Here is a 17615-nt window from a genome sequence, read left to right as displayed (position 1 = left end):
CGAGGTACGACAAACGCGACTACGTCTTCAACGGCACCCTGGCCACAGCAGCCATCGTGATCTGGCTCCGCGACCTCATCAAAGAGCCATCAGACACTGCCTAGTGCTGTGACCGGAAAGGTTCACCGGGTCGCGGCCCCCGGCACGGCACCTCGCGGCGTTGTCGGACGCGCAAGTACGTCCAGTACGAGTCGCGGCCCTCCGCCTTGCGATGCACCCCACCGGACGCCGCGACCCGGCAAACCTTTCCGGCCACAGCACTAGTCGGCGGCCCGGCGGCGGGCCCATCGGCTCAGAGCTCCCCGCCCGGTAGCGGTCGTCGGACCACTCGATCGGGCGGCCGGTCCGGGTCGCGGAGACGTGTCCTGGCGCAGCAGCGGGCTGCCGGGCCGGATCCCCAGCAGCCGGGCGTCCTCGCCGCCCGCCGCCATCGCGTCGATGAGGTGCTCGACATACTCGGCGACGATCCCGGAACGCTCCGCCAGGCTGTCCATGACGGAGCGGCCGTCCACCGCCGGCGCCTCGACGGCTGCCGCGCCCCAGTCCGCGTACGCCGTCCGCTCGACCATCGTGGGCTCGCCGTCCAGCATCCGCAGCCGCAGGGCGGCCGGGATCTCCGTACCCGGCGCCAGGGCCAGCCGGTCCGCCTCTTCGGCGGTGGCGGGCCGGCGGGTCCGGGACAGGAAGCGGCCACCGGCCTGGTGCCCGACGCCTTCGGCCCACTTGGCGAAGCTGTTCAGCTCGCCGAAGCTGTGCCGGCGCTCCTGGCGCAGAACGATCCTGCGCGCACCCTGCCGGGAACCGATCAGCCCCTCGGCGGCGAGGGTCGCGACCGCTTGGCGGACCGTTCCGCGCGAGGCGGACCAGCGTGCGGCACCGTAGGGCCGGCCGAGCGGCCCGTACTCGTCGTGGCGAGGACCCCGTGAGCGAACTCGCCGCCGTGCTCTTCGACATGGAGGGCACCCTCGTCGACACCGAGGTGCTCCGGCGGAAGACCACCGAGGAGGTCGCCTCCCGGCTCGGCCACCGGCTCGGCGCGTCGGACGCCCCCGAGGTCGTCGGCCGCGAGGTACGGGACACGGCCGGACACCTCGTACGGGTCGCGGGAGACGCGGATCCCGGCGCGGTCGCGGCCGAACTCACCGAGGGCTTCCTCCGCCGGGTGGCGGCCGGCGCCCCCGTCCGCCCCGGCGCCCAGCGGCTGCTGACCGCCCTGGAGGCGCGGGGCGTGCCCTTCGCCCTGGTCAGCGCCCCACCGCGGGTGGTCGTCGACCAGGTGGTCGGGGACCCGCTGGCCCATGTCCCCTTCGCCTTCACCCTCTCGGCGGACGACACCACGCGCACCAAACCCCACTCCGACCCGTACCGGGCCGCCGCCCGGCGGCTCGGGCTCCCGCCGGGGCGGTGCGTCGCCGTGGAGGACTCCCCGGACGGAGCCGCCTCGGCCGGGGCCGCGGGCTGCCCGGTCCTGGTGGTGCCCCCGCTGCTCGGCGTACCGGCCTCGGCGGCCCGGACCTTCGCGGCCTCCCTGGAGGAAGTCACCCCGGCGGTGCTGCGCGCGTTTCTCGCGGACGCTCAGGCGCACAGGTCGAGGATCGACAGGATGCCATCGGCGTAGGCGGCGGTCACCGAGCCGGGGCGGGCGGCCCGTTCACGGCGCAGCAGGGGCACGCCCGTACGGATGAAGGCGGCGCACTGGCCGTACAGCCCCGCCTCGTGCGAGCTTCCGTCGTCCTCGGCGCTCAGCAGGGACAGCAGCGTCCACAGCAGCGCCTCGCGCGTCGCCAGCCGGGGCGGCCCGGCCGACCACACGGCCATCAGCACGGCGCAGGCGGCGGGCGCCGGAGGACACAGCCGGCTCCCGGTGAACACGTGGCCCTGCAGCGCGTGGAAGGCCGCCGGATGTCCCTCGGCGGCGTCCCACAGGATGTCCACGAGATGCCCGGCCGGGCGGCCGCAGCCGCACACGACGGAATCCCAGTCGTGCCGGGCGATCTCGGCGGGCACGGTGTCGGGCACCAGTGGGCTGGTGCGCGACGGCTTGTCCTTCCCTCTCATGAGCACAGTATGGGAGCCGTGCGGAGCTGGTGATGGCCGCAAACTGCCGTCGAGATGTCCGGAACCGGATCACCCGCTCCGCCGTCTGAGACCCCGTGTGGATGAAACGAAGAATCGTAGCCCTGCTGTTCGCCCTGCTCGTCACCCAGTTGGGGTCCCTGATCAGCCCCGCCTACGCGTGCGGCTGCGGGGCGATGGTCCCGGACGGGAAGTCCCGGATCGCGGTCCACCGGGAGACCTCCGTGGTGCACTGGGACGGCCGGACGGAAGAGATCCTGATGAGGTTCTCCGTCAGCGGAGACGCCCGGCGGGCGGCGTGGATCATGCCCGTGCCGGGACGGGCGACGGTGGAGCTGGGCGACTCCTACGTCTTCACCCAACTGTCCCGGCTGATCGAGCCCGAGGAGCGCGAGCGCAGCTACTTCTGGCCGCGCGACGGGGACTGGCCCTTCTCCTCCCGGGACGGGGCCGGCGCGGGCGCGGGCGCTGCCCCCTCCGCCCCCCGCGCGCCCTCCGTCGGGGTGGTCGGCCGTGAGCGGCTCGGCGACTTCGACGTGGCCCGGCTGACCGCCACCGACCCCGACGCCCTGGGCGACTGGCTGAAGAGCAACGGCTTCGAGCTGCCCGACCGGCTCAACGCCGAACTGCGGCCCTACGTCGACCAGAAGTGGGAGTACGTCGCCGTCCGCCTCGCCCCGGACCAGGAGGGCACGACCCTGTCCGGCGACCTGGACCCGCTCCGGATCCGCTTCGACAGCGACCGGCCGGTCTACCCGATGCGGCTGTCCCGGCTGGCCCGCAGCCCGCAGTCGCTGGGCCTGTACATCCTCGCCGACCACCGCATGGAGCCCCGCTCCCCGATCGGCGGGGACGCACCCGAAGTGACCTTCGCCGGGACGGTCACCCCGTGGGGCCCGCTCGCCCGCCTCACCGGTGACGGCCCCGTGTTCCTCACCGCGATCGACCAGGAGTTCCCGGAGCCGGGCCGCATCGACGGGGACCACGAACTGCGCGCCACCGCCGAGGACACCCCGTACCAGCGGACCGTCTACCGCGACGAACTCCTCACCGTCGGCGACGGAATCCCGGTCTGGCTGCTGACGGTAGCGGGCGTCCTGACCGTGGGAGCGGTGCCCGCCGTGCTCATCCTCCGCCGTCGCCGCTCCCGCGCCGGGGCGGCAGGATCACCGTGACTCCGCGCCCCGGGGCCGTTCCCATCGCGGCGAGGGCTTCCGGGGCCGCCTCCAGCGGGATGGCGGAGGTGACCAGCGGATCGGGCCGCAGCGCCCCGGAGCGGACCGGCTCCAGCATCGGCGGATAGGCGTGGGCGGCCATCCCGTGGCTGCCCGGGATCTCCCGCTCCCGCCGATCACCCGGTCCATCGGCAGCGGCCGGACCGGCCGCCGCCGGGAGCAGCCCCCTGGACGTGCCGCCCGCGCCTGCGCGGCCCGGCCACCGACGTGGCCGCGGTCGCCGACGAGAGGTGCGCCCCGCCGCCCCGTCAGCTCCCGTACGGCCTCGGCCGTGCCCCGGGGCCGACGGCGGCGGGGTCCACGCTGTGCGCCGCCCCGAACCGCCGCGCCGGCTCCGGCGCCCCCGCGCGGTGTCGACGGCGACGCCCCGGGCCCCCGCCGCGACCGCGATCACCACGGCGGACAGTCCCACCCCGCCGCAGCCGTGGACGGCGACCCACTCGCCCGGCGCCAGCCGCCCCCGCGCGACCACTGCCCGGAACACCGTCGCGAAGCGGCAAGCACTCCCGCCCGGCGGCCGTCGCGTACGACAACTCCTCGGGCACGGCGACCAGATTCACCTCGGCGTGCTCCAGCGCCACGTACTCGGCGAAGGAACCCCAGGGGGTGAAGCCGGGGCTGCCGCACGCGCAGATGAACGGCCCGGCCCCGGTCCCTGGCCCGCCGGCCGGTGACCCCGGCGCCCACCGCCTCGACCACCGCCAGTTAGTGCCCGGCACGTGCGGCAGGGTGATGTCCGGATCGTGTCCCGTCCAGCCGTGCCGGTCGCCACTCGAGCGCTCCGCACGCTACCGGCGGCGCACGCTACGCACGGCCCAGGGCCAGGGCCGCGAGCGCTTCCGGCGCCCCTGCCTGGCCCCGGACGCCGGGAAAGGCGTTGACGTCCACGATGAGCGGGGCGCCGTCGCCGGTCTCGACGAGGTCCACGCCGTAGACGTCCAGCGCGAAGACCTCGCCCACCCGCAGGGCCAGCTCCGCCCAGTCGGGCGGCAGGGGCGGCCGTGGCGCTGCGGGTTCCCGTTCGTGCGCGGCGAGTTCGGAGCGTCGTACGGCCGAGAAGACCTGGTTGCCGATCACCCACAGTTTGTGGTCCCAGCCGCTGTTGGGTGCGAACTCCTGCACCACCACCGGCTCCTGTCCCCATCGGACGGTCAGCTCCCGCAGCCGGTCCGGGCCGTCGATCCGGGCGACCAGGTCGTCCTTGCGGCTGCGCCGGCTCTTGACCACCAGCGGCCAGGGCGGCAGCCCCCCGCCGGACACCAGGGACAGCGCGGCGAAGGTCCGGGTGGGCGCGAAGGGCAGCGCGGCCCGCCGGGCCAGCTCGGCCATCACGGTCCGGTCCTGGCACCGCTCGGTGGCCGCCGCCGAGTTGAGTACGGGCGCCCCCCGGCGCTCCAGCTCCCGCGCCAGCGCGAGCGCCGACGGGGTCCGCGCCTTGAGCAGGTATACGTCGGCCCGTGCGCCGGCGGCCGACTGGGCCCCGGCCCCCGGATCCAGCACCTCCACCGCGTGCTCGGGAGCGAGCAGCGCGGCGGTGGCCGCCAGCAGCGGGTGTCCGGGGTCGGGGGTGATCAGGCCGATCCTCATATGCCGTCGACCGCCCCCGCGCCCGCCTGCACCGGGATCCACACCGGGAGGGTGTAGGGCCGTACGGGCGGGCAGGGCGCCGGTGGGGGAGCAGCGCCGCCCACGTGGGCCAGCCCGAGGACGGCCCGCGCCACCCGGGCCGCGGCATCCGGCACCTGACGGAAACTCGGGAAGTCGTTCACGTCGACCACCACCGGCCCGTCGGGACCCAGCAGCACGTCCACCCCGTACAGGTCCAGCCCGTAGACCTCTCCCACCCGCGCGGCGATCGCCGCCACTTCGGCCGACAGCGGCACCCGGCGCTCGCGGACCCCGGCGTCGGGGTGCAGGGGGGAGCAGCGCTCGGTGGCGAAGAGCTCCCCGTCGACGCTGTACACCTTGATGTCGGTGCCCGGGTTCGGCACGTACGGCTGGGCGATGAGCATGCCCTCGCCCGCGAGCCGGGGGAGCAGCGCGGCGAGCCGGTCCGGCGAGGGCACGAGGCGCACCGACCGCCCGGAGCTGCCGTCGGCGGGCTTGACGACGAGGGGGTACTCGGACGAGGGGATCTCCGCCAGGAGTTCGGGTCGGGCGACCGCGTACGTCGTGGGCAGCGGCAGCCCCTGGGCGCGTCCGATCGCGGCGGCCAGTGCCTTGTCCCGGACGCCCCGGATCGACCGGGCGTCGTTGACCGTGGTCGTCCCGGTGGCGGCCGCGGCTTCGAGGAGTGTCAGTCCAGGGCCTCCGGAGACCGTCTTCAGCACCCAGGCGTCGTGCGCACCGGCGCGTACGAGGTCGGTCATGCGCAGCAGCGAGCCGCCCGGCCGGACCACGTCCACCTGGTGCCCCCACGCGGTCAGTTGTCCGATCACCTCGTTCGGCATGCCGTCGTGACGGTAGTGCTCCTCCACCAGGAAGCAGAGCTTCATGGACCTTCCCCATATTCCCCGGGCGCCCTCCGCCGATCCCGCCCGGCGAGTTGTGACGTCACAGGATGCCATGGCACGGCCCTGAAACCGCTCCAGAACTATCTTTAGTGGGCGTTACTGAGCGTGATATTCAGCGGAATCTTCCCCAAACGGTCAAGGGCCCCGCCTGGAACCCGGATGTGCGGGCGCGCAGGCTGCTGTTACGGTGATCACGTGCCGAAGCTGAATCAGATCATCGCAGTGGAAAAGGGCGTCAAGTCCAAGTCGCTCCAGGAGCTGACCCAGGCTCACCACGACGTGCAGAAGCCCGCGCTGCTGGCCGGGATCTCGCGGACCTACCAGCCCAAGGACGAGGAGGGCGAGCAGCTGCCGCCCGAGTCCACGCGCGTGCAGGTCAAGGCGGAGGACGTGCTGCGGGCGACGGCGGGGACGCTGACGCGCCTGTTCGACGTGACGGCGACCAAGGACTGGGCGAACCGCACGGCAGCCGCCGACGTCGTCGTGGACGGTACCGTCCTGCTGGCCCAGGTGCCCGTGCCCTACCTGCTCTTCCTGGAGAAGCAGCTCACGGACATGCACACCTTCGTGCGCAAGCTCCCGGTGCTGGACGCCTCCGAGTCGTGGAGCCTGGATCCGTCCACGGACTCCTGGCGCACGGACGCGGTGCGCACGATCCGCACCAAGAAGGTGCCGCGCAACCACGTCAAGGCCGAGGCCACCGACAAGCACCCGGCGCAGGTCGAGGTCTACTACGAGGACGTCCCGGTCGGGTACTGGACGACCGTGAAGTTCTCCGGCGCGTTGCCGGCCCGGCGGGTGAACGAGCTGCTCGAGCGCGTGGAGAAGCTCCAGCAGGCCGTCAAGTTCGCCCGCGAGGAGGCCAACAGCGCCGACGTGACCGACCAGCGGGTCGGGGACGCGGTGTTCGGCTACCTGTTCAGGTAGCCCCGAGATCGCCCCCCGTGCGAGCGGGGGGTGCGCGAGAGCGCAAGCTGAAACTGATGTTGAAGCTGACAAGGGGTGTCAGTTGGGGGTTCGAATCCCTCCCCCGGCACTACGCGCCGGGGTGGCCCAAGTCCGGTAGAGGCGGCCCCGTAAAACTCAGATTCTCGCTCCAGTCTCAGTATTCGCCGCCGAACACCGGATCGACCGAGCGCGGACGATCATCGATGGATGGGGGTTCAAGTCCCCTCTGCGCCTCTCTTCGTGGCGCGGTAGTTCAAAGGCAGAACACGTCGATCTCAGAATGATCCGCGACTCTTAAAAGCCGCCGGTGTGCGCAAATGGGTGGCAAACTGGAGCCCGGGAGCTGGATATGCTCCCGGGCTCCGTCACGTCCCGGTTCCGGAGTCCCGCAGTCCCCGAGTCGCGCAGTCCCCGAGTCGCGCAGTCCCCGAATCCCCGGCCTCCGGAACCCGCCTACACCGGGACGGCCACGAAGGTCCGGCCCGCCTCGTTCTCGACCAGGACCTCCTTGACGTCCGCCGGGTCCACGGCAGCCGAGCCGTCCAGCGCGGCCCCCTTGCCCTCCCCGTGCTCCGCCGTGCCCACGACCCAGCCGCCCGCAGTGGTCCGCGTACCGTCCCGCGCCACCACCACCAGACGGCACCGCTCACCCGCGGGCACCCCGGTCACCGCCGCGCGCACCCGCACCCACTTCGCGGCCGGCGTCAGCTGTACGGTCATCCGCGCGCCCGTGGCCCGATCCGTCGCGGAGGCCACGCGGGTCCCCGCCACCGGCGGCGACGGCGGCGCGGCCGACACGGTCGGGGACGGCGGCGGGGGCAGCGCGCCGATGTCGTCCCCGCCGCCCAGGCGGGCGCCCGCCCAGAACACGACGGCCAGCGAGGCGGCAGCCCCCAGGCCCACCAGGGCGACCCGCCGCCGGGCGGCGGCCGCCCGCTCCCCGCGCGCCTGCCGCAGGGTCCGCTGGAGCAGCAGATCGCCGCCCTGGGGAGGTCCGTCGAGGAACGCCTCCCGCGGCACCTCGCCCAGCGCGCTCTCCATCTCGCGCAACGCGGCCACCTCCTCCCGGCACCGCACGCAGTCGCCGAGATGTTCCTCGACGCGCCGCACGTCCACCTCGTCGAGGACACCGAGCACGTACGGACCGAGCAGTTCCTCCTCGTGCCGCTGCCGGTTCATGCCACCACCTCCCGCAGTCCGCCGGGCTGCTGGGGCGGCCGGCCTGATCGTTTTTCCTTGTCGTCGTTGCGGCCGCTGTCCGCGCCACCGTCCGTGAAGAGCTCACGGAGGGCCTTCAGGGCGTAGTGCGAGCGAGATTTGACCGTGCCCGCCGGGATGCCCAGGCGGTCGGCGGCCTCGGCGACACTGCGCTCGCGGTAGTACAACTCCGTCAGCACGTCCCGGTGTTCCGGCGAGAGCCGGTCGAGTGCGCCCAGCACGGCCATGGCGTCCACCACCGAGTCCGCGTGGTCCACCTCCACCGGGGGAGCCGACACCGAGCCCGAGACCTCCGGCGGTCGGGCAGCCTTGGCCCGGTACCGGTCGGTGACGATGTTGCGGGTCACCGTGAGCAGCCAGCCGCGCACCGAACCCTTTCCGTTGACCAGGACCTCGGAATGCCGCCATGCCCGGATCAGCGTCTCCTGGACGACGTCCTCGGCGGCGGCCCGGTCCCCGGTCAGCCGGGTGGCGTACGCGAGCAGGGCATGGCCGTGCTCCTCGTAGACCGCCCTGATCAGTGCCTCGTCGGTCGAGCCCCGCCGAGTGCGGGGCCACAGTGGTCCGGCCATCTCACCCTCTCCGTCCTCCTCGCGGCACGTGGATCGGCGCAGCGTGGTGCAGTCGAGACACGACTCGCGCGCGGGGCGGGTTCATGTGCACCGCGGCATGTGAGCCACGTCACACTCACGTCCGGCAGGTGCGGCCCTCGTTGAGGCAGGCGACCAGTTCCCCCATCTGTCCGTCGGTCATCACGTTGACGAACATGACGTGGTCCGTCTTCGGGCTGTGCCGCTGCTCGGGGAAGGAGTCGAGCGCGAACGGCGCCCCCCGCGGCACGGCGTAGGCGAGCGAGACGCGCAGCTCCGGCACCGGGAAGGTGCCCTGCGGGCAGACGCCCGCCGCAGAGGGGAACAGCAGGTGCGAGCGGTGGTCGTCGGCGACCGTGTCCAGACCGTTCCAGCAGCTCGGGAAGACGAGCGTACGGGTGAGCAGGTCCCCCGCCGGGCAGCGCGGATAGCTGGTGGTGGAGCGGTCGGGGAAGCCCGAACAGCCCCAGCGGGCCCGGACGTCGGCGTCCGAGTCCGCCGTGTACGCGACGGCGTCACCGGTCATCGCCCGCAGGAAGCGGGGCATCGGCACGACCTTGCTCACCGGGCTGCCCCGGAACTCCACGCCCACCGCCGCCTCCGGCAGGATCTCGCCCGTGTTGCCGTGCCCCGCCGCACCCTCGTGGGGGCGCGTCCCCGGCCGGTCGAGACGGCGCAGCACGGGCCAGTAGTAGGCGGAACGGTCGCCGCCGGAGCAGCTCGTGGCCGCCGCGTCCAGGGAGGCGTCGACCGACAGGGCGTCCGTGGACAGGTTCCCGACGTACGCGTGCGTGTGGTGGGCGCCCGCCCGCAGCCCCGGCGACACCACCAGGTTGTCCTCGTTGTAGTGGCCTTCCTCGTTGCGCCCGCAGGCCACCGTCACCCGGCCCGTGGAGGCCCCGGGCCCGGCCGGGGGCGGCGCCGCCCCCGAATCGCGCGGAACCTCACGTATGTCCACGTAGTCACCCGCCACGGCGGCGTGACGCGGACCGGCCGCCCGTGAAGCCCCCAGCACGGCGGCGGCCAGCCCGGCGCCGAGCACCAGGCAGACGAGCAGCGCCAGCAGTCGGTGTTCGTTCCCCATGGCGGTCACGTTTGCCGCTGCCCGGTACGGCCGTCAACCGGGCATCCGCATGGCGGGCACCCGTACCTCCGTCGTACGCGGGCCGGTTGGCCCGTCCGCTGCTTGCCGCGCCGGTCGGCGGCCGCGCAGAGTTCTCCGTATGACACCGGACGACCTGCTGCACGACTTCGCCCGTACCCGCGCCTCCCTCGACGGCGCCGAGGTCACCTTCTGGTGGTCCGGCGACATCTACTCCTGGGCCCCCGACGAGCCCTACCAGCGCCTCTTCGGCTTCGAAGGCCTCAACGTCGCCCGCCTGGAGCCCGTCGAGGCGCAGCCGGACCGAGGGCCGGGCGGCTACCGGATGCTCTCCCGCGAAGCCGCCTTCTACCTCGACCCGGGGACCCGGGAGATCCTGGAGACCTGGCAGGACAAGCGGGTGATCCACGTCTGGAACGATCCGGCGAACCAGACGTTGCGGCCCTTTCCGGTGCCGCGCACCCAGCTCGGCGACCAGATCTGTTTCAGCCTGGAGATCCCCCTCGCCTACCCCTCCCCGTTGCCGGTCGCGGACTACCCGCTGCACTCCGCCTCCGACACCTACAAGGCGCTGGAGCTCTTCCAGTTCTTCACACCCGCGACCGCCCTGGCCGGTGACGCGCCGAGCGTGCCGGCCACGATGTCGTGGACACGGATGTCCCCCTGGCTGCCCTGGATGGAACAGGCGCAGCGCCCCGGCGGCCTGGCCTTCCACTGCCGGGGCGTGAAGCTGGGCTCCTACGAGGAGGTGCCCGAGCGCACCCGCGCGTACATCGCCGAGCGGCACCCGCGGTTCGCGCACGCACCGGAGAAGTGGACCGAGCCGAACGAGTCGAGCTGGACCTACTTCCGCAAGCTCGACCCGCGGTAACCCTTTCAGCCACGGAGCGCCCCGGGGGCGGGCCGGGGCGCCACAGGGGTCCGGACAAGGGTTTTCCCCGTATCGGGTTCATCCCCGCGTTGCCTACTGTCTGCCCACCGGCGATCTTCCCGACCACGAAGTGCCCCCGCACCAACCCCACATGGTGTGAAGCCGAACGAGGCCGCGCGGATCGCCGGTGACCGCCGTTGCCCTGCCCCGCCGTCGCGGCCGGGCAACGCGGCGCGCAGCGGTGGCCGGGTGGGTTCGACCAGCCCGTCCCGGTCCCGCGGCCGCCGGTCACCTCCCCCACTGCACCGACCGGTCGCTCCGGGCCTGCCCGGAAACGGCCCTCGAAAGGGAACAACGTGCACGCATCCAGGCGTAGGCTCATATCCGTGGTGGCGATGTCCGTCACCCTGCTCGCCGGCTCCGCCACCGCTTCCGTGGCCGTGACCACCGCGAGCGACCCGGCCACCACCCTCCCCGCCGTCGCGGCCCCCACCACGACGACCGGAGCGCCGGTCGAGAACCTCATCGTCGGATACAAGTCCTCGGCCACCGAGGCGAGTTCCAACTCGGCAGCCGCCGACGACGCCGCCGCGAAGGGCAAGAAGGCCGGCAAGAGCGCCACCTTCGAACGCCGCCTCGGCACCGGAGCCGCCCTCGTCGACCTCGGCGGATCCGTCGCCCCCGCCGACGCCGCCGCGGTGCTGGCCCAGTTCCGCGCCGACCCGGACGTCGCGTACGTCGAGGTGGACTCCCGCGCCTACGCGCTGGCCACCCCCAACGACACCGACTACGCCAAGCAGTGGGACCTCTTCGAGCCCACCGCCGGCATGAACGTGCCCGCCGCCTGGGACAAGACCACCGGCGCCGGCGTCACCGTCGCCGTGATCGACACCGGCTACGTGGCCCACTCCGACCTCGCCTCGAACGTGGTCGCCGGCTACGACTTCATCTCCAGCTCCACCGCCGCCCGCGACGGCAACGGCCGCGACAGCAACCCCGCCGATCAGGGCGACTGGAGCGCGGCGGGCGAGTGCGGCACCGGCTCCCCGGCCAGTGGCTCCTCGTGGCACGGCACCCACGTCGCGGGCACCATCGCCGCGGCCACGAACAACGCCAAGGGCATCGCGGGCATCGCGTACGGCGCGAAGATCCAGCCCGTCCGCGTGCTGGGCAAGTGCGGCGGCGCCACCTCCGACATCGTCGACGCCATCACCTGGTCCTCCGGCGGCTCCGTCCCGGGCATCCCGGCGAACGCCACCCCCGCCAAGGTGATCAACATGAGCCTCGGCGGCTCGGGCGCCTGCACCGCCACCTACCAGAACGCCATCAACGCCGCCGTCGCCCGCGGTACGACCGTCGTCGTGGCCGCCGGCAACAGCAACGCGAACGCGAGCGGCTTCTCGCCCGCCAGCTGCAACAACGTGATCAACGTCGCCGCCAGCAACCGCACCGGCGACCGCTCCTTCTACTCCAACTACGGCACGCTCATCGACATCGCCGCCCCGGGCGGTGAGACCCGCCGCGCCACCGACACGCCCGGCACCATCACCACCCCCGAGAACGGCATCCTCTCCACGCTGAACGCGGGCACCACCACCCCGGGCGTCGAGAACTACAAGCCGTACCAGGGCACCAGCATGGCCGCCCCGCACGTCGCTGGCCTCGCCGCCCTCATGGTCGCCGCCAAGCCCGCGCTCACCCCGGCGCAGATCGAGTCGGCGATCAAGACCAACGCCCGCCCGCTGGCCGGCACCTGCACCGGTGGCTGCGGCGCCGGTCTCGCCGACGCGGCCGCGACCGTGAACGCCCTGACCTCCACCCCCACCACCCCGGGCTTCGAGAACACGACGGACGTCGCCATCGGTGACAACACCACCGTGGAGAGCCCGATCACCGTCACCGGTGTGACCGGCAACGCCCCGGCCACCCTCCAGGTCGGCGTGAACATCGTCCACACCTACACCGGTGACCTCAAGGTCGACCTCGTCGCCCCGGACGGCACCGTGTACACGCTCCACAACTACGCCGGCGGCAGCGCCGACAACATCAACCAGACCTACACCGTCAACGCCTCCTCCGAGGTCGCCAACGGCACCTGGAAGCTGCGCGTCAACGACAACGCCGGCGGCGACACCGGCCGCATCGACTCCTGGAGCCTCGGCTTCTGACCCGGTCCGAGGCCCTGGCGGAGTCCCCCAACTCCGTCCTGACGGGCCGATAGTACGGACCAACCCAGCGCGCGGACCTGCAGGTACCTCCCGTACCGGCAGGTCCGTCGTGCTTTCCTGTCACCTGACTGATTTCTGCGTCACAATCCGGGTCGGTCCGGCGGCCGACCTCGTATTGTCGCGTCTCACAGGAAAGGCACAGGGGAGCGAAAGGCTGGTGGCTGTGCGTGGCGGCGACGGGGAACGCTGACACCAACGTCGGACACAGTGAACTGATCGAGGCGGTCGACCGCGCGCTGACGACGCACGGCCGGGCCATCGTCACCGGACCGGCGGGATCGGGGAAGACAGAGGTGGCGCGCGCCGTCGCGGCCGCCGCCGACGGGCGCCGCGAGACCGTCCTGCGCCTCGCCCCCGAAGCCGGCGACCAGTGGATAGCGGAGGCCTCCGCCGCCGCCCTGCTCGCCTCCGTACCCTGCTCCGTCCTGCAGGGGCTCGCCGGACCGCAGCGCACCGCCATCGCCCTGCTCCGCCGCGAGGCCGACACCCCCGGCGCCGGCCGCGACCACGTCGCGCTGCGCCTCGCCCTCGTCGAAGTGCTCCGCACCCTGGCCACCCCGGGACCCGTCCTCCTCGTCCTCGACAACGCCCAGTGGCTCGACGCCGAGAGCACCGATCTGCTCCGCTTCGCGCTGCGCCTCACCCCGCCCCACGTACGCGTCCTCGTGGCCGAATGCGTCCAGGGCGCCGCCCCCGTCGCCGAACCCCTCTGCGGCCCCGGCACCCCCACCATCCGGATCCCCCCGCTCGGCGCCGACGAGGTCGCCGAGCTGCTGCTGCGCCACGGCCTGCCCGCCCGCCTCGCCGGACGCATCCACCAGGCCAGCGGCGGCAACCCCCGGCTCGCCCTCGCCCTCGGGCACTCCCTCGCCGAAGCCGCCGGAACCCGCGACGGCGGCGCCCACCACGCCGACACCCTGCCCGTCTGCGGCCAGGCCCGCGAGGTCGCCCGCCGACTCCTCGCCGGGGCCCCCTCCCACACCCGCCCCACCCTCCTTCTCGCCGCCCTCGCCGCCCGCCCCACCACCGCCCTGCTGCGCCGGGCCGGACGCCCCGACGCGGAGGCGGAACTCGCGCAGGCCGAACGGGCCGCGCTGGTCACCGTAGGAGAGGACGGCGCCGTGTCGTTCACGGCCGGCGCCCTGCCGACGGCGCTGGCCGCCGACGCGGGCTGGCCCGAACGGGCCGCCGGGCACGCCGCTCTCGCCGCCGCCGTCGACGACCCCGTCCAGGCCGTACGCCACCGCGCGCTGGCCGTGGACACCCCCGACGCCCGCCTCGCCGCCGAGATCACGGAGGCCGCCGCCTCCTGCCGCCGCCAGGGCCGGCGCGCCCTCGCCGCCGAACTCGGGCTGCTCGCCGCCGAACGCACACCCGCCGCCCTGCCCCAGGAGGAACTCGCCCGCCTCGTCGCCGCCGCCGAGGACGCCGGCTGGGCCGGCCGCGCCGACCTCGCCCGCCGCGCCACCCGCGCCGTGCTCGCCCGCGACGCCTCGCCCGCCCAGCGCGTACGGGCCCGCCTCGCCGTCATCGACGCGGCCGGGCAGGCCCTGGCCGACCTCGATGAAACCTTCGCCTGCGCCGTGGCCGACGCGGCCGGAGACCTCTCCCTGCGGGCCGCCGTACAGCTGCGGATCGCCTGGAAGCACAACCTCAGCGACGGAGACCCCGTCCGCTCCCGCGACGCCGCCGCCGAGGCCGGCGCACTCGCCAAGGCCGGGGGCGACCACGTCGCCGAGGCCATGGCCCTGACCGTACGGGCCCGCATGGGCCGCATCCTGGGAGACCCCGACGCCGAGGACATCCTCGCCCAGGCCCTCGCCCTGCCCGCGCCCGAAGTCCCCCTCGGCATGCGCAACGCGCCCCAGTACCTCGCCGTCCGCCACGCCCTCTTCGACGACCGGCTCGGCGACGCCCGAAGACAGCTCCTCGTCCTGCTGCCCGCCGTCCAGCGCACCGGGTCCGCCGAGGACGTCTTCGAGGTGCTGCGCAGCCTCACCGAGGTCGAACTGCGCGGTGGCCGCTGCGCCGCCGGGGCCGCGCATGCCCGCCGCGCCCTGGAGCTGACCATCGAGGCGGGCCTCTCACCCGGACCCGCCTGGTACGTCGCCGCGACCGCCGAGGCCGCGGGCGGCAGCTTCGCCCGGGCCGCCGGATACGCCCGCAGGGGCATCCAGGCGTCGGAGGAGGAGCACGACCAGGTCTTCCTGTCCCGGGGCCTGTACGCGCTCGGCACGGTCGAACTGGCCACCGGGGAGGCCGCGAAGGCGGCGGCCACCCTCCTGCGCGTCGCCGAACTGGAGGAGGCCCAGCAGGTGGTGGACCCCTCCGTCCTGCGCTGGCACGGGGAACTCGCCGAGGCCCTGGTCGCCGCCGACGCCCCCGGCCGGGCCGGGGAACTGCTGGACCGCGTCACCCCCGTCGCCCGCTCCCTCGGGCGCACGGCGGTGCTCGCCGCACTGGACCGGGCCCGCGGCCTGTGCCTGTCGGCGCGGGGCGAGGCGGAGGCGGCCGTCGCCCTCCTGGAGGACACGGCGCGGCGCTTCGGCGCCCTCGGGCTGCCCCTCGAACACGGCCGTACGCTGCTCGCGCTGGCCCGGGTCGAACGCCGGCGCCGTCGCCGGGCGCCCGCCCGGACCGCGCTGACCACCGCGGCCGAGCTGTTCGAGCGGGCGGGTGCGAAACCCTGGCTCGACCTCGCCCGGGAGACCGCGCCCGAGACCGCCACCCCGCACCCCGGGGTGGCGGCGCTGACCGAGGCCGAGACCCGGCTCGCCCTCCTCGTCGGCGAGGGCGCCAGCAACCAGGAAGCGGCCGCGAAGCTGTTCCTGAGCGTGAAGACGGTGGAGTCCCGGCTCACCCGGATCTACCAGAAGCTCGAGGTCCGCTCCCGGGCCCAGCTGGCCACCGCGCTGCGTGGACTGTAGAGCGGGCGGCCGGTAGAAGCGGGTGGCCCGTGCCGCGGGTCAGCAGCCGAGGTTGTTCCCGGGGGTGACGCCCAGCAGCTGGGTGAAGCTCTGGTACGTGCTGATCCGGCTCTGCACCTGGGCGGGGTTGCCGCCGTTGCACTCCAGGGCGCCGTTGATGGAGCGGATGGTCTCGCCGAAGCCCGCGCCGTTCACCATCGCGGCGTGGGCGGTCATCGTGCCCGGGCCGTTCTGCGTGTTCCAGTACCAGAGCGCCGTCTTCATGGCGACGGCCGGGTCCCGCTCGACGAGGTAGGGGTTGGCGAGCAGGTTGATGCCGAGGGCGTCGCCCGCGGCCTTGTAGTTGAAGTTCCAACTCAGCTGGATGGGGCCGCGGCCGTAGTACGCGGCCTGGCCGGCCGGGCAGCCGTACGGCTGGGCAGCGTCGCAGTAGTGGGGGTAGTTCGCGGTGTTCTGCTCCACTATGTGCACCAGCCCGCCCGTCTCGTGCGAGACGTTCGCGAGGAAGGCTGCCGCCTCGCGGCGCTTGACGGTGTCGTCGCCGGTGTTCGCGAAGCCGGGGTAGGCGGAGAGCGCCGCGACCAGGCCGTCGTAGGTGTAGAAGGGGTTGCGGTTCGGGAACATCTGCTGGAACCGGGCCTCGCTGACCACGAAGCCGGACGGGTTGCCGGGATCCGGATCCGGATCCGGATCCTGGCCGCCGTCGCCGCAGGCACCCTGGTCCGACCAGACGCCCCACTGGCCGGTGCTGCCGGGCGTCTCGCCCTGCGTCCACCACTTGGCCTGCCAGTTGTGACCGCTGTACGAGGCGCTCATGCCGTTGGTGTAGACGGCCGAGGAGGCCCAGGATCCGGCGCAGGCGGGCGCGGCGGCGGCGGGTGAGGCGGGGAGGGCGACGGCCAGGCCGACGGTCACGGCGACGGCCGCGGCGAGGGCGAGGGCGCGGCGGCGTAGCGCACGTATCACGTAACTGCTCCTTCAGTGGGGGTAGTTGGCGCGGTGTGAGGGGGCGCGACAACTACCGACACTGAACCGAAAGTGGTCTGGACCTGTCAAGGTCTAGACCAAACTTTCGGATCTGGAAGAGCAGGGGAAAACGCCGAACCGGCGTGACGACCTGGGTCGTCACGCCGGTTCGGGCGGGCGGATCAGCTGTCGGCCGAGACGTTCCCGGACAGGACCGGGATGTTGCTGACCAGGTGGGACAGGGACTCGTCGCCCTTGCCCTGGGTCGAGTTCTCGGCGCACTGCTGGTCCTGCGGGTTGGCCAGGACGTTGATGTCCTGGACAGCGACGTTGGCGATGATCGCGACCAGCGACTGGGCGTTGACCTTCGCGGGCAGGCCGACGCAGAGCTTGTTCAGCGAGCCCTGGATCGCCCCGAGCTGCGGGCTCATGGGCCCCTCGGTCTCCTGGTTGCCGTAGATCTGCGTGGCACCGTTGCCGTTGAGGGTGTCGACGCCGGTGTCGTTACCGATCGCCATCGCCGGGGCGGCCGTGATGGCACCCGTGCCGAGTACGGAGATGGTGACCGCGGCGGTGGCCATGAACTTCTTGAGCATCGTGAAGATCCTTCTGTCGCATGAGCTGTCCCCGGCGGGACGTCCTGATCAACTGCCCTCGCCGTCGGGGGTTATCGCCCCTCACCCATGCGGCCCAACAATCCGCCCGGCGCGCCGGGTCAGCCGGTCTTGCGCCGCACCTTCTTGTTCTTGCCGCCGGGGCCACTGCTGGAGCCCTGGACCTTGGCCCGGCTCTGGTGCGCCTCCTGGGACTGGGCATTCGCGGCGTTGCGCTCCAGGGCCTCCCGGAACTTGCGCTTCGCCTCGTCGGCCGGGGATTCGTTCTCGGGGACGTCCGCGTCCGTCTGCGGGGTGTCGTTCTGGTCAGCCATCTCAGCTACCTCC

Annotated in this window: 15 protein-coding genes and 2 pseudogenes; 6 read left to right on the top strand and 11 right to left on the bottom strand. The window is 73.3% G+C overall.

The features are described 5' to 3' along the window. Positions 1–297: 297 nt before the first annotated feature. Positions 298–875: pseudogene (locus ACWDYJ_RS10565) on the bottom strand (GntR family transcriptional regulator); the annotation flags it as partial. Positions 876–922: 47 nt separating this feature from the next. On the opposite strand from ACWDYJ_RS10565, the gene ACWDYJ_RS10560 reads away from it, so the two are divergent. Continuing rightward, the gene (locus ACWDYJ_RS10560) at positions 923–1618 is read left to right on the top strand and encodes an HAD family hydrolase (protein ID WP_451565122.1); all 696 of its coding nucleotides are present in this window, start codon (positions 923–925) and stop codon (positions 1616–1618) included. On the opposite strand, the gene ACWDYJ_RS10555 is transcribed toward ACWDYJ_RS10560, so the two are convergent. Then, a complete protein-coding gene (locus tag ACWDYJ_RS10555) occupies positions 1576–2058 on the bottom strand; it encodes a hypothetical protein (RefSeq protein ID WP_451565121.1) in 483 nt (160 codons plus the stop codon). The two genes, ACWDYJ_RS10560 and ACWDYJ_RS10555, sit on opposite strands and share 43 nt — an antisense overlap. Positions 2059–2159: 101 nt before the next feature. Between ACWDYJ_RS10555 and ACWDYJ_RS10550 the strand changes: the two genes are divergently transcribed. Continuing rightward, a complete protein-coding gene (locus ACWDYJ_RS10550; protein ID WP_451565120.1) occupies positions 2160–3251 on the top strand; it encodes a DUF2330 domain-containing protein in 1092 nt (363 codons plus the stop codon). On the opposite strand, the pseudogene ACWDYJ_RS10545 reads toward ACWDYJ_RS10550, so the two are convergent. The 3 genes and pseudogenes from ACWDYJ_RS10545 to ACWDYJ_RS10535 all read right to left on the bottom strand — a co-directional run. Next, positions 3202–4078, bottom strand: a pseudogene (locus tag ACWDYJ_RS10545) (zinc-binding dehydrogenase); the annotation flags it as partial. The gene ACWDYJ_RS10550 and the pseudogene ACWDYJ_RS10545 sit on opposite strands and share 50 nt — an antisense overlap. A gap of 37 nt (positions 4079–4115) precedes the next feature. Then, on the bottom strand, positions 4116–4898 hold the full coding sequence (locus tag ACWDYJ_RS10540; RefSeq protein WP_451565119.1) for an ATP-grasp domain-containing protein: 783 nt from the start codon (positions 4896–4898) through the stop codon (positions 4116–4118). Continuing rightward, positions 4895–5806, bottom strand: a complete 912-nt coding sequence (locus ACWDYJ_RS10535) for an ATP-grasp domain-containing protein (RefSeq protein WP_451565118.1) — start codon at positions 5804–5806, stop codon at positions 4895–4897. Before ACWDYJ_RS10535 ends, ACWDYJ_RS10540 begins: the two co-directional genes overlap by 4 nt. A gap of 213 nt (positions 5807–6019) precedes the next feature. Here ACWDYJ_RS10535 and ACWDYJ_RS10530 point away from each other — a divergent pair, with 213 nt between their 5' ends. Further along, positions 6020–6751 (top strand): DUF7873 family protein, encoded by a 732-nt coding sequence (locus tag ACWDYJ_RS10530; RefSeq protein ID WP_451565117.1) that lies wholly within the window; start codon positions 6020–6022, stop codon positions 6749–6751. Positions 6752–7225: 474 nt separating this feature from the next. On the opposite strand, the gene ACWDYJ_RS10525 is transcribed toward ACWDYJ_RS10530, so the two are convergent. The 3 genes from ACWDYJ_RS10525 to ACWDYJ_RS10515 all read right to left on the bottom strand — a co-directional run bounded on the left by ACWDYJ_RS10525 (position 7226) and on the right by ACWDYJ_RS10515 (position 9664). Next, positions 7226–7951: an anti-sigma factor family protein gene (locus ACWDYJ_RS10525; RefSeq protein ID WP_451565116.1), complete on the bottom strand. Its 726-nt coding sequence runs from the start codon at positions 7949–7951 to the stop codon at positions 7226–7228. Beyond that, positions 7948–8562 carry a sigma-70 family RNA polymerase sigma factor gene (locus tag ACWDYJ_RS10520; RefSeq protein WP_451565115.1) on the bottom strand — a complete coding sequence of 205 codons (615 nt, stop codon included), beginning with the start codon at positions 8560–8562 and terminating at the stop codon, positions 7948–7950. Before ACWDYJ_RS10520 ends, ACWDYJ_RS10525 begins: the two co-directional genes overlap by 4 nt. Before the next feature lie 115 nt (positions 8563–8677). Beyond that, positions 8678–9664: a DUF1996 domain-containing protein gene (locus ACWDYJ_RS10515; RefSeq protein ID WP_451565114.1), complete on the bottom strand. Its 987-nt coding sequence runs from the start codon at positions 9662–9664 to the stop codon at positions 8678–8680. Positions 9665–9803: 139 nt separating this feature from the next. Between ACWDYJ_RS10515 and ACWDYJ_RS10510 the strand changes: the two genes are divergently transcribed. The 3 genes from ACWDYJ_RS10510 (at position 9804) to ACWDYJ_RS10500 (ending at position 15708) form a co-directional block, all read left to right on the top strand. Next, a complete protein-coding gene (locus tag ACWDYJ_RS10510; protein WP_451565113.1) occupies positions 9804–10553 on the top strand; it encodes a DUF1838 family protein in 750 nt (249 codons plus the stop codon). 395 nt (positions 10554–10948) lie between these two features. Then, positions 10949–12721, top strand: coding sequence for a S8 family serine peptidase (locus tag ACWDYJ_RS10505; protein WP_451565127.1), 1773 nt, complete (start codon positions 10949–10951; stop codon positions 12719–12721). 227 nt (positions 12722–12948) lie between these two features. Further along, a complete protein-coding gene (locus ACWDYJ_RS10500) occupies positions 12949–15708 on the top strand; it encodes an AAA family ATPase (RefSeq protein ID WP_451565112.1) in 2760 nt (919 codons plus the stop codon). Positions 15709–15747: 39 nt separating this feature from the next. Here ACWDYJ_RS10500 and ACWDYJ_RS10495 read toward each other — a convergent pair whose 3' ends face one another. The 3 genes from ACWDYJ_RS10495 to ACWDYJ_RS10485 all read right to left on the bottom strand — a co-directional run bounded on the left by ACWDYJ_RS10495 (position 15748) and on the right by ACWDYJ_RS10485 (position 17602). Next, complete coding sequence (locus tag ACWDYJ_RS10495) at positions 15748–16674, bottom strand: glycoside hydrolase family 19 protein (protein WP_451565111.1); 927 nt, start codon at positions 16672–16674, stop codon at positions 15748–15750. A 182-nt stretch (positions 16675–16856) separates the two neighbouring features. Then, entirely contained in the window at positions 16857–17270 is a 414-nt protein-coding gene (locus ACWDYJ_RS10490) for a rodlin (RefSeq protein ID WP_451565110.1), read from the bottom strand. A gap of 119 nt (positions 17271–17389) precedes the next feature. Beyond that, entirely contained in the window at positions 17390–17602 is a 213-nt protein-coding gene (locus ACWDYJ_RS10485; RefSeq protein WP_451565109.1) for a DUF5302 domain-containing protein, read from the bottom strand. Positions 17603–17615: the final 13 nt, after the last annotated feature.

The organism is Streptomyces sp. NPDC003042, from assembly GCF_053591315.1.
Note: the sequence above shows the minus strand (reverse complement) of the source record. Positions and strands in the feature narration are given on the sequence as shown.

Bases quoted from the DNA above. Each gene is read 5' to 3' on its own strand.
- ACWDYJ_RS10510 (WP_451565113.1), top strand. From the start codon at position 9,804: ATGACACCGGACGACCTGCTGCACGACTTCGCCCGTACCCGCGCCTCC.
- ACWDYJ_RS10490 (WP_451565110.1), bottom strand. From the start codon at position 17,270: ATGCTCAAGAAGTTCATGGCCACCGCCGCGGTCACCATCTCCGTACTC.
- ACWDYJ_RS10540 (WP_451565119.1), bottom strand. From the start codon at position 4,898: ATGAGGATCGGCCTGATCACCCCCGACCCCGGACACCCGCTGCTGGCG.
- ACWDYJ_RS10505 (WP_451565127.1), top strand. From the start codon at position 10,949: ATGTCCGTCACCCTGCTCGCCGGCTCCGCCACCGCTTCCGTGGCCGTG.
- ACWDYJ_RS10525 (WP_451565116.1), bottom strand. From the start codon at position 7,951: ATGAACCGGCAGCGGCACGAGGAGGAACTGCTCGGTCCGTACGTGCTC.
- ACWDYJ_RS10485 (WP_451565109.1), bottom strand. From the start codon at position 17,602: ATGGCTGACCAGAACGACACCCCGCAGACGGACGCGGACGTCCCCGAG.
- ACWDYJ_RS10515 (WP_451565114.1), bottom strand. From the start codon at position 9,664: ATGGGGAACGAACACCGACTGCTGGCGCTGCTCGTCTGCCTGGTGCTC.
- ACWDYJ_RS10535 (WP_451565118.1), bottom strand. From the start codon at position 5,806: ATGAAGCTCTGCTTCCTGGTGGAGGAGCACTACCGTCACGACGGCATG.
- ACWDYJ_RS10555 (WP_451565121.1), bottom strand. From the start codon at position 2,058: ATGAGAGGGAAGGACAAGCCGTCGCGCACCAGCCCACTGGTGCCCGAC.
- ACWDYJ_RS10550 (WP_451565120.1), top strand. From the start codon at position 2,160: ATGAAACGAAGAATCGTAGCCCTGCTGTTCGCCCTGCTCGTCACCCAG.
- ACWDYJ_RS10520 (WP_451565115.1), bottom strand. From the start codon at position 8,562: ATGGCCGGACCACTGTGGCCCCGCACTCGGCGGGGCTCGACCGACGAG.